A 16,241-nucleotide genomic window follows, 5' to 3' on the forward strand; every position below is an offset into this window, starting at 1 on the left:
TATAATGAAGAGAGCGAATATCCTGGTTGTTTTTTTAACCCTGTTTGTACTGAACGGATCGGCACAGACCAAAAAGCCCGTTTCGGCAGAAGAAGCGAAGATGAATACCTTCATCAGCAACCTGATGGCGAAGATGACAATTGATGAAAAAATAGGTCAGCTGAACCTGCCAAGTTCTGGAGATATCACTACGGGGCAGGCCAACAGCAGCGACATTTCTAAAAAAATAAAAGCCGGACAAGTGGGTGGTTTATTCAACATCAAGGGTGTAGATAAGATTAAGGCGGTACAAAAAATTGCGGTAGAAAACAGCCGCATGAAAATTCCTTTACTTTTCGGGATGGATGTTATCCACGGTTACCATACTGTATTTCCAATTCCTTTAGGTATAAGCTGTATATGGGACATGGAAACAGTTCAAAAATCGGCACGTGTGGCAGCGATAGAAGCAAGTGCCAGTGGCATTAACTGGACTTTCTCTCCTATGGTAGATATATCAAGGGATCCGCGTTGGGGCCGAATTTCGGAAGGAAGCGGAGAAGATGCTTACCTGGGGTCGCAGATTGCGGCAGCGATGGTAAAAGGTTACCAGGGTAAACTTCAGGCTAACAACGAAATTCTGGCCTGCGTAAAACATTATGCCTTATATGGTGCCGCCGAAGCAGGAAGAGATTATAACACTACTGATATGAGCAAGGTGCGCATGTATAACGAATATTTCCCACCGTATAAAGCTGCCGTTGATGCCGGAGCCGCAAGTATAATGGCTTCATTTAACGAAGTTGATGGCATACCAGCTACCGGAAACAAATGGTTAATGACTGATGTTTTACGCAACCAATGGGGCTTTAAAGGCTTTGTAGTGACTGATTATACGGGTATCCCTGAAATGATTGCACATGGCATGGGCGATCTGCAAACCGTTTCGGCATTGGCTTTAAATGCAGGCATAGATATGGATATGGTGGGCGAAGGGTTTTTAGGGACACTAAAAAAATCGCTGGCTGAGAAAAAAGTAAGTATCGCACAGATCGACAGGGCCTGTAGACTGATACTTCAGGCAAAATATAAACTGGGCTTATTTACCGATCCTTATAAATTCTGTAACCCTGAAAGGGCAGAAAAAGAGGTTTTCAGTCCGGCTAACCGCCAGGTGGCACGCCAGGTTGCCGCCGAAAGCTTTGTATTGTTGAAAAACAATAACAATATTCTTCCGTTAAAAAAATCAGGCACGATCGGCTTAATCGGTCCATTGGCCGATAATACAGCAAACATGTATGGCACCTGGAGTGTTGCTGCGCTTTTTGATCAATCGGTTACCGTATTGCAAGGATTGAAAAATGCTATGGGTAATAATGCCAAAATATTAACTGCACGTGGTGCCAATTTCCTGGCCGATTCTGCCGCGGAACACCGATATGTAAACATCCACAACCCTACCTACAAACGCGATCCCCGTACCGAAGCTGAAATGATCAAAGAAGCTTTAGAAGTGGCCAAAAAATCGGATGTCATTGTGGCTACAGTTGGCGAAGGCTCTGAATTTACCGGCGAAAGCAGTAGTGTAACTGATATCCAGATTCCTGAAACACAGAAAAATTTGTTAAAGGCTTTAGCTAAAACAGGTAAACCGGTTGTATTGGTATTGTTTACCGGTCGTCCGTTGGCATTAAACTGGGAGCAGGAAAATATCCATGCCATTTTAAATGTCTGGTTTCCAGGCAGCGAGGCAGGAAGTGCAATTGCAGATGTGCTTTTTGGCGATGTAAATCCATCAGGCAAATTGAGTGCCACTTTCCCTCAAAACGTAGGTCAGGTACCCTTGTATTATGCACATAAAAATACCGGTCGCCCCTTGGCAGAAGGTAAATGGTTCGAAAAATTCCGGTCCAATTATTTAGATGTAAGCAACGATCCCTTATATCCTTTTGGTTTTGGATTGAGCTACACCACATTTGCTTACAGTAACGTTAAATTAAGTTCAAATACCTTAACCAAAGGAAAATCGATCACGGCATCGGTTACTTTAAGCAATACCGGTAAATATGATGGTAAAGAGGTAGTTCAGTTGTACATCCAGGATCTTGTGGGCAGCATCACCCGTCCGGTTAAAGAATTAAAAGGTTTCCAGAAGGTGAATTTAAAAGCCGGAGAAAGCAAAACAATCACTTTCAACATTTCTGAAAACGACCTCAAATTTTACAATTCAGACCTGAAATTTGCGGCAGAACCTGGCGATTTCAAAGTATTTATTGGTACAAATTCACACGATGTAAAAGAGGCATCTTTTACGTTGAAATAAAAAGGATTAGGTTTGGTTATGAACCCTGTACTATTGTAAAGTAGTCAGGGTTTTCTATTTTTGTTGAATAAAAAAAATTAAAAAGATGAAAAAGATTACCCTAACAATCTGCATTCTTTTTTCTGTACTCTTTTTAAACGCTCAAGATTTTAAAAAATACGACAGGGGAAGCTTTATTAAAGGAAAGGATTCTATCTATTACAGGATATTGTTTCCAGAAAATTTTAACCCTGATCAAAAATATCCGATCGTTTTCTTTTTGCACGGAGCCGGAGAGAGAGGCAACGATAATGCCAGTCAACTGGTACATGGCGGAAAATTGTTCTTAAAACCTGATGTACGCAAAAATTTCCCTGCAATTGTGGTTTTCCCTCAATGTCCGCAGAACGATTATTGGGCCAATATTAATTTTGAGCAAGATGCCAAAGGCAAAAGAAAAATCAGCTTTATAGAAGATGGGAAGCCTACCAAAGCTATGCATGCCCTCCAGGGAATGGTTAAAAATTTCCTTAAAAAGCCATATGTAAATAGAGATCAGGTTTATGTTGGTGGCTTATCAATGGGTGCCATGGGGACATACGAATTGTTAAGGAGAGAGCGCCGTAAATTTGCCGCAGCTATCGCCATTTGTGGTGGAGACAATACCAACAACATTAAAAAGTATCAAAAAATACCGCTATGGATCTTTCATGGTGCAAAAGATGATATCGTGGATCCGGCATTCTCTATCGCCATTGCAGAACGTTTAAAAACGGTTGGCGATGAAGTAAAGTTTACCCTTTATCCAAATGCAAACCATAATAGCTGGGACAGTGCATTTGCCGAACCTGAGTTACTGCCTTGGTTATTTTCACATCAGAAATGATCGGCTGGTCCGCCATACTAAACTTGTTTCAGTATCTACCCCTGCAAACCCTGAAATAAATTCAGTGTGACGATCAGAGGTGAAAAATTAGAAAGCATGGTTGGTTGAGATGGGGATTTAAAATGATGGCGGGATTGCTATAAGGTATAGGTTTTGATCTTCAAAAAAAAGAGCCTGAAGAAAAATTCTTCAAGCTCTTCTAAATAAATTACTCAATTGCTGTTATTCGGCCATGTTGTGATAAACCGCCTGCACATCATCATCTTCCTCCAGTTTATCGATCAATTTTAACACATCAGCAGCCTGCTCTTCGGTAACCTCATGATGAGATAAAGCAATACGCTCTAATTTCGAACTTTTTAACTCAATACCTTTTTCTTCCAAAGCTTTCTGTAAAGACCCAAAGTTTTCGAAAGCACCCTGCGCAACCACAATATCGTTTCCTTCTTCATCTGCCTCTACATAAAGTTCTTCCAAACCAGCATCAATTAATTCAAACTCCAGTTCTTCCAGGTCTAAACCTTCAGCAGGTACAAAGCGGAAAATAGATTTACGGTTAAAAACAAAGTCCAACGATCCGGTTTTTCCTAAAGTACCGTTCGTTTTGTTGAAATAACTGCGAATGTTTGCTACCGTACGGTTGGTATTATCAGTAGCTGTTTCAATTAAAACGGCAACACCATGTGGTGCATAACCTTCGTATACAATTTCTTCATAGTTAGCCAAAGATTTATCAGATGCACGCTTAATTGCTGCTTCTACCCTATCTTTTGGCATATTTACCGCTTTCGCATTTTGTATCGCAGTACGTAAACGGGAGTTGGTTTCCGGATGAGGTCCTGATTCCTTAACTGCCATTACAATATCTTTACCAATACGCGTAAACTGAACCGCCATTTTGGCCCAGCGCTTAAATTTTCTCTCTTTTCTAAATTCGAATGCTCTTCCCATTGTTTGGAGTATTGAGATATGAGATTTGAGATTTGAGGTCCTTAGCCCTCAGCCTTCCAACCCTATACCTTTATATTATTTTTTTAAATTATTCAACATGTCAATTGTGAGTTTGGATAAATCAAACTCTGGTTTCCATCCCCAGTCTTTTGCCGCATAATTATCGTCGATAGAACGTGGCCAGCTGTTCGCAATCTGCTGACGCGGATCATTAGCTGCGTAAGATAAGGTAAAATCCGGAATATGTTTTCTGATTTCGGCGGCTAGCACCTCAGGTGTAAAGCTTACTCCTGCAAAATTGTAACTGCTGCGTACCGAAATCTGATCGGCAGGTGCATCCATCAGCTCGATCGTACCTCGGATGGCATCATCCATGTACATCATTGGGAGCTCTGTTTCTGCACTTAGGAAACTTTGATAACTGCCTTTTTTTAATGCATCGTGAAAAATGTGGATTGCATAATCTGTTGTTCCACCACCCGGAGCTGCTTTCCAGCTAATTAATCCAGGATAACGGATACTGCGTACATCCAATCCGTATTTTTGGTTGTAATACTCGCACCAACGTTCTCCGGCCAATTTACTGATTCCGTAAACAGTATTCGGATCCATCACACAATATTGCGAAGTATTGTCTTTTGGCGAATTCGGGCCGAAAACTGCAATCGAACTTGGCCAATATACTTTAGCAGTTTTATATTCTAAAGCTAAATCTAAAACATTCAGTAAGCCGTTCATATTTAAATCCCAGGCCAGCTTTGGATTTTGCTCGCCTGTAGCCGATAATAAAGCCGCTAAAAGATAAACCTGCGTTGGTTTGTATTTGATGAAAATGCCATGGATCATGTCTTTATCCAGAACATTCACAAATTCGAATGGTGCTGAATTTTTAATGTCGTAATCAGGCCTGCGTATATCGCAAGCAACAACATGATCATCACCATATATTTTACGTAATGTGGTTACCAACTCGGTGCCAATTTGCCCGTTAGAGCCTAAAACAACAATTTTTTCTTGCATATTTTTTTGAGATTGAGCAAAGGTAAAAAAATGACCTAAAAGGAGATAAAATATTTATACTTAGTGTATAGATAGGGTTAATTGTTTGATTGCTCAATTGTTAATTGCAAATTGCCAACTGAAAACTGTTGAACCTGGATTAATTGTTAAATTGTGAATTGCAAATTGATAACTGAGAACTGCTGACTGCCAGCTGAAATTTTCAATATTAATTTTATTACATTTACTTCATTATACGCCGAATAACCAAATAAATGACTCCTTTTGAGCCTTACCGATCTGAAGATTTACTTAACCGCCTAAAACAAGGCGATAAGCAGGCTTACGAAAAAATATATTTTGCCTTTAGCAAGGAGTTGCTTTATGCTGCCTATAAAAAAACAGGCGACCGGGTAATCGCGGAAGAACTTGTTCAGAATATTTTTATTTCACTTTGGGAAAAGCGGCAGGATTTAAAGGTCAATAATCTTCAGGCCTATTTATTTGGTGCATTAAAGTTAAGTATAATCAATCACATCCGCAGTTTGGTAATGGAAAACAGGTATATGGAGTATCAAACGCTCAACTATACAGAAAACCATGAGGATACCGCCAACCTTGTCGATCTCCACGATTTGTCTTCCATCATAGAAGAAGGCATAAATTCATTACCCGAAAAAACACAGGAAGTTTTCAGGCTGAGCCGTTATAAGCATCAGTCTGTCAAAGACATTGCTTCAGGTTTAAACATTACCGAAAAAGCTGTAGAGTACCACATTACCCGTTCCATTAAAAGAATAAAAGAATACATTAAAAATTTTTACATCTTTTTACAACTGAATATCAGACAGTTATAAATTATTTCACTTTTTTTTATTCTTTCCTTTAGGGATTCGCCCCTATTATGTTACTGGTATATATAAAGCCAAATATTCTTCATTATGGATCAGAAATCATTTTACGATTTACTCAGCCGTTACGAAAGCGGGAATTGTACCAAAGCCGAAAAGCTTTGGGTTGATCAATGGTATCATAATCTTAACAGCAAGGATTTTAAAGACCTATCTTCTTCAACGCTGGAAGAAATGCAGAAGAATACTTGGTACAACATCAATACTATTGAACGCAAACCGGTACCTGCTTTAAAAGTTAAATGGCTTTGGCCAAAAGTTGCTATTGCGGCTTCTATTGTAGTAGCATTTTTTATTGCCGGATTATATTTAGTTAACTATAACCACGCCGAGCAATCCTTCTTAGATGAGAATGTTGATTTAAACCTGATCAGCCAAACCAACGAGAGTGATAGCACCATGGTGATTGCGCTGAGCGATAAAAGTACGGTATCCCTTAAACCAAAAGCAAACATTATTTATCCGAAAGTTTTTGCCAGCAACAAAAGAACCGTATACTTAAAAGGAAATGCTTTCTTTTCAGTGAGCAAAGACCCTAAAAAACCTTTTTTTGTGTACAATCAAAAATTGGTGGTAAGGGTTTTGGGTACCAGTTTCTGGGTTAAATCGGCTACAGATAACATGCCTGCCCAGGTTGCGGTAAGAACAGGAAAAGTACATGTGGAAGAAAATCAAAAAAGTTCATTATTTGATTTCTCTAAAAAAAAATTGGCTGAACCGATTCTGCTTACCCCAAATCAGAAAGGTGTTTTTTCAGAACATCATTTAAATAAAACATTGGTAAGCAATCCCATTCCTTTGGCCGAAGCTTATAATGTGCCAACCAGTTTGAGTTATAACTTTAAAGAAGAAAGCATTAAGGAAATTTTCAAGACCTTATCTGAAGCGTATGGCATTGAGATAAAATCAGATAGCGAACAGATTTCTACCTATACCTTTACCGGCGATTTAAGCAAAAAAGGGCTGTATGAGCAGCTCGACCTGATCTGCGGAACCATATCAAGCAAATATTATATCCAGGGAACCCGCATTGTGGTTTCTAAAAACTAACCAAATATAAAATATGATGAAAAAGAACCACAACACCAACAGCCCATAAGTAGGGCTCCATTTTCCATAATATTTTTCTAAAAAACAAAGCCGACAATGGGGGGCATTGCCGGCGAGTTAAATACATCAGAAATGTATTCATGGTATTTCTATGTCCAATAAATCCAATCATTTAATGAACAATAACCAAATTTATGAAAAAAAATCAACTTATTTCGCTGGCGATATATGCAATGAAAGTTTCGATTTACCAAATACTTGCAATAATAATTTTTACCTGTACTGCATTTGCAAATAATGTGGGTGCACAGGACTTTCTGAATACGCCCATTTCGATCAAGGCTGATCAAACCGATATTAAAACCATCATTGAAAAAACCGAACAGCTGGCTAATGTGAAGTTTGTTTACAGTCCACAGTTAATAAATTCAGGCCGTAAAGTTTCCATTAACGTAGTAAACCAAAAACTTAAATACTTTCTTGAGAATTCGCTAAAACGTTATGACGTGGGATATAGAATAGTTAAAGATCAGATTTTGCTCTATTCTATTCCCGCCAATAACAACCTCGAACTCTTAAAGGCTTTCGAAGGCATTGTTACCGGAAAAGTAACTGATAGCAAAGGTAACCCCCTTCCAGGTGTTTCGGTTACCGTAAAAGGAAAATCTATCGGTACCACCACTGACGAAAATGGTGCCTTTGCTTTAAAAGGCTTAACAGTAGATAGTCGTGTTTTAATTGTACGCTATGTTGGTTTCATCTCCAAAGAAGTAAATCTTTCTCCTGGCAATGCCGACGAAAACCTGAGCATCACGCTATCAGAAGATAATCTACAGTTAGAAAGTGTAATGGTAACGGGTGGTAACCCTAAGAAAAAGCTGGAAAGCAGTGTGGCGCTAACTTCCGTAAGCAATAAAGACATCACCAACAGGGCGCCTTTAAACAGCACTGATTTATTAAAGGCTATACCAGGCCTTACTGTAGAAAGTACAGGTGGCGATGGTCCGGGCAATGTTTGGGTAAGGGGCTTTCCACAACAGGGTGGTTATATTTTCTTAGGTATACAGGAAGATGGTTTACCGCTCTTACCAACGGGTTTCAATACTAACCCATCCGTAGATCAATATTACAAAACCGATTTAACCATTCAGAACATTGAAGCCATCAGAGGGGGAAATGCCTCAATTGTTCAGGCCAATACCCCTGGTGCTGTAGTAAATAACATCAGTTATGTGGGAGCAGATAAACAGTATGGCCAGTTCAAGTTTACAACAGGTTTTTCGCAAGGGCTGTACCGTTTTGACGGCAACACAGGGGGCAAAATAAACGACCAGATCAAATACAATATCGGTGGTTTTTACCGTACTGATAACGGTGTGGTAGACCAGGGTTTTAAACCGGCTAATGAGGGCGGACAGATTAAAGGCAACATGACTTTCAATTTTAAGAACAACAAAGGCTTTATCAGGGTATATGGCAAATACCTGAATGATAAGGTTCAGTTCTTACTAACAAGTTATTATCCTTATGATGGTACCGGGAAACCAACTACTTACCGCGATTATAATATGGCAACGCAATCAATTACGCCGATTCAAACCGATTGGAGCTACAATGATCCTACCAATGGGAGCCATAATTTTAGTTTAACAGATGGGATCCATACCAAATTAGGTTCGGGTGGTTTTCAATTCAACTACTTAACCGATAACGGTTGGCAAATTGTTAACAATTTCCGTTACCAAAATACACATACTAATTCTACTTATACAGCCCCTGCGGGAATAGTAGCGAGAACAGCAGCAACACCCTATTATTATCCAGGAGGTTCGGTAGCGCCTTTCGTAGCCGGAGATTATGTAATTACCTCTAACGCACAGGGACAGATTAACAGCGATGTTCAGATTGTAGATTACCTGGATTTAAGAAAGAAAGTAAAAAATCATAGCCTTAACATCGGATTAGGTATCCACCAATATAACAGGGATGATTTACGTTATGCTTTCCGTTCATACACCGAATTTAAAGAACATCCAAGCATTTTATTACAATCGCCAACCGCAGCAGAGCGTACCATACAAACCAAAAATACTTTTATTGGTGATACCAGAACGCTATCTGCTTATGCTGGCGATGAAATTAAAATATCCGAAAAATGGCGTTTAGATATCGGTGCCAGAATTGACAATCAGAATGTTAAGGGCGACCGGCCTTATTACGCACTAAATGCAAATGGCACTGTTAATACAACCGCCAGCGCAACTCCTACAATTTTAGGTTACACGCATTATGATGAAACTTTAACCAATTGGGCCGCTTCTGTAGGTGCCAACTACAAAATAAGCGCTACATCAAGTATTTTTGCCAGGGCTACAAAAGCTTATAACGCTCCAAATATTGGCGATTATAATGCATCGGCCTATAATGCGGCAAACATCAAAAAACGCCCTGTTTATCTAGGTGAAATTGGTTTTAAATATGCTAAAAACAACCTGGCTATTTTTGCTTCAGGAAGTTACTCTGCAATTAAAAACACATCGTTAACCATTAATGTTCCAACGGTTGCCTCAGGTTTACAGGCATTGGTAGCATTTGGTTCTACACGTACCTGGAGTGCCGAGTATGAAGTTTCGTACAAGGTTGCCAAGCCGTTAAGCTTACGTTTAACAGGAACATTACAAGATTCTAAATACACAGATTATGAAGCAAATACCAGTGGCAATGCTGCTGTAGCAGCCGAATTCGGTAACCGCATCTACAGCTTCACAGGCAACAGGACCGAACGTGTTCCCGTACTCAATACAGAACTTGGCGCTAACTACGACCATAAAAACTTTAACCTATATGTGGCGGCTAATTATGTGGGCAGCCGCTTCACTTCACCTAGCGAAAGTTATCAGTTGCCTAGTTATGTGGTAATGAAAGCCGGTGCAGGTTATAACTTTACTAAAAAGATTTCAATAAGATTTTGGGCAGACAACTTGTTAAATGCAAAAGTGTTGACAGAGGGCGATGTTCGCGGAGATCAGTTCAGAGACTTTTCAACCGTAACCCCCGGTCAATTAATGATTGGCAGAACTTTACTTCAACGTACTTTCTGGGGATCATTAGCTTATTCATTCTAACAAATAAAACCGGAGTTTACGCTCCGGTTTTTTTAATTCTAAAACATTATGACGACAAGAAGATCATTTTTACAAAAAGTAAGCCTGGCTGGTGCTGCGGCTTTTCTGACACCATCATTAGTAACAACAGCCTTAGCAACCTCCGCTAAAATTTCAAAAATCGGGATCGGTCTTTTCACTTTAAGGGAACAATTAACAGCTGATGTAAAAGCCACAATAGAAGAAGTAGCCAAAATCGGTTATAACCAGGTAGAAACCTATTATGGCTACCCTGGAAAATACGAAGTGAGTGGTTTTTGGGGCTTGAAAGCAAAAGACTTTGATTCCTTATTAAAAGCAAATGGACTCACCTCTCCCAGCGGTCATTATAACGTAACGGAGTTTCTATCCTCGGGCGACGATAAAATATTAAAATCGCATATTGAAACAGCAGCAACTGTTGGCCAGAAATATTTTGTTATTCCAGCGTTACCTACCGATATCAGGGCCAACGGAACATTGGATGATTATAAACGCATGGCTGCAAAATTTAATCAGGCAGCCGAACTTTGCCAAAAAGCGGGACTAAAACTTGCTTACCATAACCATAACTTCGAATTTAAAGATCAGGGCAATGGCGCCACAGGTTACGAAATCTTGCTCACTGAAACCGATGCCAGGCTGGTGGGTTTTGAACTCGATATTTTTTGGGCAGTAAATGCCGGTTTAAACCCTGTTGATATGTTCAGAAAAAATCCGGGGCGTTATAAAATGTTCCATGTTAAGGATATGGATAAAGCAGACAAAGCAGTGTTTGTGGAAGTGGGCTCTGGCAGGATAGATTTTAAAAGCATTTTTGCTGCTTCGAAACTGGCTGGAGTAGATTATATTTTTACTGAACAGGATATCATCAAAAAAGCGCCTTATGAGAGTATTACCGAAAGTTATAATTACATTAAAAGAAATCTGATTTAAACAGGTATTCTTCCTAAAAAACCGGTGTTTTTTGATTTATTTATAAATAATAGGATTACTTTTACTAAATGTATTTTTTACACCAAGTAAAACCGGCAAAAAAACGCAGTTTAAATTGCAATGAAGTGAGAAATCAATACTTATTTAGAATAATTCTATTCAGTAACAATCGCATTGCATGCCGATAAATTAATTCAAAAAAGTTATTCTTTCCATTATATTTTTTCTAATATTACTCATTCAACACATAAGTAACCAATATATAAAATCATAAAAACGATGCACAGAAGAGAAGCACTCAAAAACGTTGCATTTTTACTGGGAGGAGCAATCTCAGCAAGTACAATGGGCGTTTTATTTGAAAGTTTTACCTTACCGGAAAACGAAAAGAACTTTGTCCTCTATTCGCTGGAAGACGAAAAGATTTTTGCAGAATTTGCTGATATTATTGTCCCGACAACTAAATCATCTGCTGGTGCCAAAGCTGCAGGCTTAGGAAAATTTATTCCGATGATGATGAAAGATTGTTATCCTGCCACCATGCAAGCCTCATTTGCTCAGGGCTTTAAAGATCTTCAGGCAAAATCCATGAAAGATTTCGGGAAAAGTTATATCACCTTAACACCTGCCGATCGTAAGAAACTTATGGTCGATTTAAGAGCAATCGCACTAGCTCAAAAAGAAAGCAAATCAGAAGAAAACAAAGATTTAGCTTACTTTTTTATCACCGCAAGAGATTTAACCTTACTTGGTTACTATTCTTCAGAAATTGGTTGTACCAAAGCACGCGAATATGTGCTTGTTCCGGGCCGTTATGATGGCAATGCGCCACTTAAACCTGGTCAAAGATCATGGGCAACCTCCTAACAACAACGACAAAACATCATGAATTTAAATACGAATTTAAAAGCAGAAAATACTTACGATGCTATTGTTATAGGATCGGGGATTAGTGGCGGCTGGGCTGCAAAAGAACTTACTGAAAAAGGCTTACGTGTTTTAATGCTCGAAAGAGGGATGAACATTGAGCACATTACCGGATATGAAAATGCAATGAAAAATCCATGGGATTTTAAACACGCCGGTAAATTAACAGAAGAGCAAAAACGTACCCACCCGGTGCAGAAAAGAGATTACCCTTACCAGGAAGCAAATGAAAAATGGTGGGTAAACGATTTAGAATGTCCGTATACCGAAGATAAACGCTTCGATTGGTACCGTGGTTTCCATGTTGGTGGTAAATCATTGATGTGGGGCCGTCAAAGCTATCGTTTAAGCGATCACAACTTTGAAGATAATGCAAGAGATGGTCACGGAACCGACTGGCCGATTCGTTATGCAGAACTTTCTCCGTGGTATGATTATGCTGAACGTTTTGCTGGTATTAGCGGTTCAAACGAAAACTGGCCGACCTGTCCTGACGGACAGTTTTTACCTCCAATGGATTTAAACATTGTAGAGAAATCGGTAAAAAAACGCATAGAGGAACATTATAAAAGAGAACGGATTATGATGATTGGCCGTGTGGCTAACCTTACCGTTCCGCATAAAGGCCGGGGCAACTGCCAGTACAGGAACCTGTGCAGCAGGGGCTGTCCGTTCGGTGCTTATTTCAGTACGCAATCTTCTACCCTGCCTGCTGCTATGGCAACCAAACGTTTAACATTAAGGCCATATTCTATAGTAAATCATATTATTTATGATAAAGATACCAAGAAAGCTAAAGGGGTAATGGTTATTGATGCGCAGACCAACAAAACAATGGAGTTTTACGCTAAAATTGTTTTTGTAAATGGTTCTACACTAGGTTCAACATTCATTTTATTAAACTCAACCTCAGAAGCTCATCCAAACGGATTAGGCAATAGCAGCGGTCAGCTTGGTCATAATTTAATGGACCACCATTTCCGTTGCGGTGCGTCAGGAGAGGCTGAAGGCTTTGACGACAGATACACTTACGGCCGCCGTGCAAATGGTATTTATGTACCGAGATATCAGAATATTGGCAACGATAAACGTGATTACCTGCGTGGTTTCGGTTATCAGGGCGGTGCAAGCAGGGCCAACTGGCAAAGTGATGTGGCTGAATTATCGTTTGGTGCAGACTTGAAAGAGAAAATGACCAAACCAGGCAAATGGACCATGGGCTTGGGCGGTTTCGGAGAAATGCTTCCGTATTACGAAAACAAGGTTTATATCGATCACAGCAAAAAAGATAAGTGGGGGCAACCAGTATTGGCGATAGATTGCGAATACAAGGAGAATGAGAAAAAAATGCGTGTGGATATGATGAACGACGCTGCCGAAATGTTGGAAAAAGCAGGCATGAAAAACATCAAGACTTATGATAATGGCTGTTATCCGGGTATGGCGATCCACGAAATGGGTACCGCAAGAATGGGTAACGATCCGAAAACTTCTGTACTGAACAAGTGGAACCAGATGCACGAGGTTAATAACGTTTTTGTAACCGATGGATCATGTATGCCTTCTATTGCCTGCCAAAACCCATCACTAACATTTATGGCGCTAACGGCGCGCGCTGCAGATTACGCAGTAAAGGAACTAAAGAAAAAGAATATCTAGAAAGGTTTAAAGCTTAAGGTTCGAGGTAGAAGGCGTAAGGTATAAGGTTTAATAACCCGAAAATCTTAAACCTTTTACCCTGAACCTTTTTAAGGTAGCATAAACAGACGAATTACTTTAAAGCATAACACAAAACCTAATAAAAAACAGAGCAAGAGGTAAAAGATTTAAGGCATAGGAAAATCACCCTAAACCTTTAACCTTAAACCTCACACCTTTACAAAATGAAAAGAAAATTAAGAATGGGCATGATAGGCGGTGGAAAAGACGCCTTTATCGGTGCCGTACATCGTTTGGCTGCCAATATGGACGGCCTTATCGAATTATCTGCCGGAGCTTTAAGTGTAAATCCTGAAGTTGGGTACGAATCGGGAAAAATGCTTTTTCTTCCCGATAACAGGATCTACAATAATTACGAAGAAATGCTGACCAAAGAAAGTGAGTTGCCAGCAGACGAAAGAATTGATTTTGTAACCATTGTTACCCCAAATTTCGCCCATTTTGCACCAGCCATGATGGCATTGGATAAAGGTTTCAATGTGGTAATAGAAAAACCAATGACGTTAACTTTAGAAGAGGCTAAACAGCTGCAGGCTAAAGTAGAGGAAACCGGTTTAACCCTGTGTTTAACCCACACTTATTCTGGTTATCCTATGGTTAAGCAGGCCAAACAAATGGTAAAAGAAGGCGAACTGGGTGCCATCCGCAAAATTGTGGTAGAATATCCTCAAGGTTGGCTAAGCACACTTTCTGAGCGTGAAGGCAATGCACAGGCAGCTTGGCGCACTGACCCATCCAAAACCGGGAAAAGCGGTTGCATGGGCGATATTGGTACACATGCAGCTCACCTTGCCGAGTATATCTCCGGATTGAAAATAACCAAAATCTGCGCCGATTTAAACATTGTAGTACCCGGAAGGGCTATTGATGATGATGGCAATGTATTGTTAAAATTCGATAACGGAGCCAACGGTGTTCTGGTAGCCTCTCAAATTGCCGCTGGTGAAGAAAATGCACTAAAAATCAGGGTATATGGCGAAAAAGGTGGTTTAGAATGGCACCAGATGGAACCAAATACACTAATTGTAAGGTGGTTAAATGCACCTGCCCAGATTTACAGAACCGGAAACGGTTATATGGGGAGTTTTGCAAAACACAATACCCGTACCCCTGGCGGTCACCCAGAAGGTTATTTGGAGGCATTTGCCAACATTTATAGAAACTTTGCTCTTACGGTAAATGCAAAATTAAACCATGAACAGCCTACAGCAGAAATGCTCGATTTCCCTGGCACAGCAGACGGCATCAGGGGGATGGCATTTATCGAAAATGTAGTGGCTTCAAGCCAATCAGATCAAAAATGGTTCGACTATAAATTATAATAATCCGGCATGACAACAATAAAAGGACCAGCAGTATTTTTAGCACAATTTATAAGTGATGAAGCTCCGTTTAATTCTTTAGACAGTATCTGCAAATGGGCAGCAGGGTTAGGTTTTAAAGGGATCCAAATGCCAACTTTAGACGCAAGATTTATAGATCTTCAAAAGGCTGCTGAAAGCAAAACCTATGCAGATGAATTGAAAGGTAAGATTGCAAGTTACGGTTTAGAAATTACCGAACTATCTACACACCTGCAAGGCCAGCTGGTTGCAGTTCACCCTGCCTATGACGACCTGTTTGATGCCTTTGCACCAAAAGAAGTACACAAAAACCCGAAAGCAAGAACTGAATGGGCTGTACAACAAATGAAATATGCTGCCAAAGCATCACAAAACCTGGGTTTAAATGCACATGCAACCTTTAGTGGTTCGTTATTGTGGCAATATTTCCACCCCTGGCCGCAACGTCCGGCTGGATTGGTTGAAGAGGGCTTTGCAGAACTGGCAAAACGATGGACACCAATCTTAAACGAATTTGACCAATGTGGTGTTGATGTCTGCTACGAAATACATCCTGGAGAAGATTTATTTGATGGCGAAACCTACGAAATGTTCCTCGCTGCAACAAATAATCACCCTCGGGCATGCTTATTGTATGATCCATCTCACTTTGTGTTGCAACAATTGGATTACATTCAGTACATCGATTTTTACCATGAACGCATCAAAGCCTTCCATGTAAAAGACGCAGAATTTAACCCTACAGGCAAACAAGGCACTTTTGGTGGATACCAGAGTTGGGCAAACCGCGCCGGGCGTTACCGCTCCCCTGGTGACGGACAGGTTGATTTTAAAACCATTTTTAGTAAATTAGCCCAATATGATTTTAAAGGTTGGGCCGTTATGGAATGGGAATGCTGCATTAAGAACCAACAGGATGGTGCCCGCGAAGGTGCAGAGTTTATTAAAAAGAATATCATTAACGTAACCGATAAGGCATTTGATGATTTTGCTGCATCAGGTAGTGATAGTGCTTTCAATAAAAGAATACTAGGATTACAAGAATAACAACATATACAACATGAGAAAGCCTGCATAAGCAACAACAAATAAAAT

The 16,241-nt window shown here is 40.0% G+C and carries 12 protein-coding genes; 10 read left to right on the forward strand and 2 right to left on the reverse strand.

The window, feature by feature from the left end; genetic code table 11:
* Positions 1-4 precede the first annotated feature (4 nt).
* Positions 5-2,302 carry a beta-glucosidase BglX gene (bglX, locus tag ACFSR6_RS16085; protein WP_379080642.1) on the forward strand — a complete coding sequence of 766 codons (2,298 nt, stop codon included), beginning with the start codon at positions 5-7 and terminating at the stop codon, positions 2,300-2,302.
* Positions 2,303-2,387: 85 nt separating this feature from the next.
* Positions 2,388-3,167 (forward strand): carboxylesterase family protein, encoded by a 780-nt coding sequence (locus ACFSR6_RS16090; RefSeq protein ID WP_379080644.1) that lies wholly within the window; start codon positions 2,388-2,390, stop codon positions 3,165-3,167.
* Between the two features lie 222 nt (positions 3,168-3,389).
* Here ACFSR6_RS16090 and ACFSR6_RS16095 read toward each other — a convergent pair whose 3' ends face one another.
* Together ACFSR6_RS16095 and ACFSR6_RS16100 are read right to left on the reverse strand one after the other, a co-directional pair.
* Positions 3,390-4,118 carry a YebC/PmpR family DNA-binding transcriptional regulator gene (locus tag ACFSR6_RS16095; protein WP_183768517.1) on the reverse strand — a complete coding sequence of 243 codons (729 nt, stop codon included), beginning with the start codon at positions 4,116-4,118 and terminating at the stop codon, positions 3,390-3,392.
* Positions 4,119-4,193: 75 nt separating this feature from the next.
* Positions 4,194-5,138 (reverse strand): NAD-dependent epimerase/dehydratase family protein, encoded by a 945-nt coding sequence (locus ACFSR6_RS16100; protein ID WP_379080646.1) that lies wholly within the window; start codon positions 5,136-5,138, stop codon positions 4,194-4,196.
* A 254-nt stretch (positions 5,139-5,392) separates the two neighbouring features.
* On the opposite strand from ACFSR6_RS16100, the gene ACFSR6_RS16105 reads away from it, so the two are divergent.
* The 8 genes from ACFSR6_RS16105 to ACFSR6_RS16140 all read left to right on the forward strand — a co-directional run bounded on the left by ACFSR6_RS16105 (position 5,393) and on the right by ACFSR6_RS16140 (position 16,193).
* A complete protein-coding gene (locus tag ACFSR6_RS16105; RefSeq protein ID WP_379080648.1) occupies positions 5,393-5,974 on the forward strand; it encodes an RNA polymerase sigma factor in 582 nt (193 codons plus the stop codon).
* A gap of 84 nt (positions 5,975-6,058) precedes the next feature.
* Positions 6,059-7,078 (forward strand): FecR family protein, encoded by a 1,020-nt coding sequence (locus ACFSR6_RS16110; protein ID WP_379080650.1) that lies wholly within the window; start codon positions 6,059-6,061, stop codon positions 7,076-7,078.
* A gap of 194 nt (positions 7,079-7,272) precedes the next feature.
* The gene (locus tag ACFSR6_RS16115; RefSeq protein ID WP_379080652.1) at positions 7,273-10,203 is read left to right on the forward strand and encodes a TonB-dependent receptor; all 2,931 of its coding nucleotides are present in this window, start codon (positions 7,273-7,275) and stop codon (positions 10,201-10,203) included.
* A 48-nt stretch (positions 10,204-10,251) separates the two neighbouring features.
* Positions 10,252-11,157 (forward strand): TIM barrel protein, encoded by a 906-nt coding sequence (locus ACFSR6_RS16120; protein ID WP_379080654.1) that lies wholly within the window; start codon positions 10,252-10,254, stop codon positions 11,155-11,157.
* Positions 11,158-11,436: 279 nt separating this feature from the next.
* Positions 11,437-12,024 (forward strand): gluconate 2-dehydrogenase subunit 3 family protein, encoded by a 588-nt coding sequence (locus ACFSR6_RS16125; protein ID WP_379080656.1) that lies wholly within the window; start codon positions 11,437-11,439, stop codon positions 12,022-12,024.
* Between the two features lie 18 nt (positions 12,025-12,042).
* The gene (locus ACFSR6_RS16130) at positions 12,043-13,743 is read left to right on the forward strand and encodes a GMC oxidoreductase (protein ID WP_379080658.1); all 1,701 of its coding nucleotides are present in this window, start codon (positions 12,043-12,045) and stop codon (positions 13,741-13,743) included.
* 224 nt (positions 13,744-13,967) lie between these two features.
* Complete coding sequence (locus tag ACFSR6_RS16135; RefSeq protein WP_183768502.1) at positions 13,968-15,125, forward strand: Gfo/Idh/MocA family protein; 1,158 nt, start codon at positions 13,968-13,970, stop codon at positions 15,123-15,125.
* A gap of 9 nt (positions 15,126-15,134) precedes the next feature.
* Complete coding sequence (locus tag ACFSR6_RS16140) at positions 15,135-16,193, forward strand: sugar phosphate isomerase/epimerase family protein (protein ID WP_379080660.1); 1,059 nt, start codon at positions 15,135-15,137, stop codon at positions 16,191-16,193.
* Positions 16,194-16,241: the final 48 nt, after the last annotated feature.

Source organism: Pedobacter vanadiisoli (assembly GCF_042684385.1).
Classification (GTDB): domain Bacteria; phylum Bacteroidota; class Bacteroidia; order Sphingobacteriales; family Sphingobacteriaceae; genus Pedobacter; species Pedobacter vanadiisoli.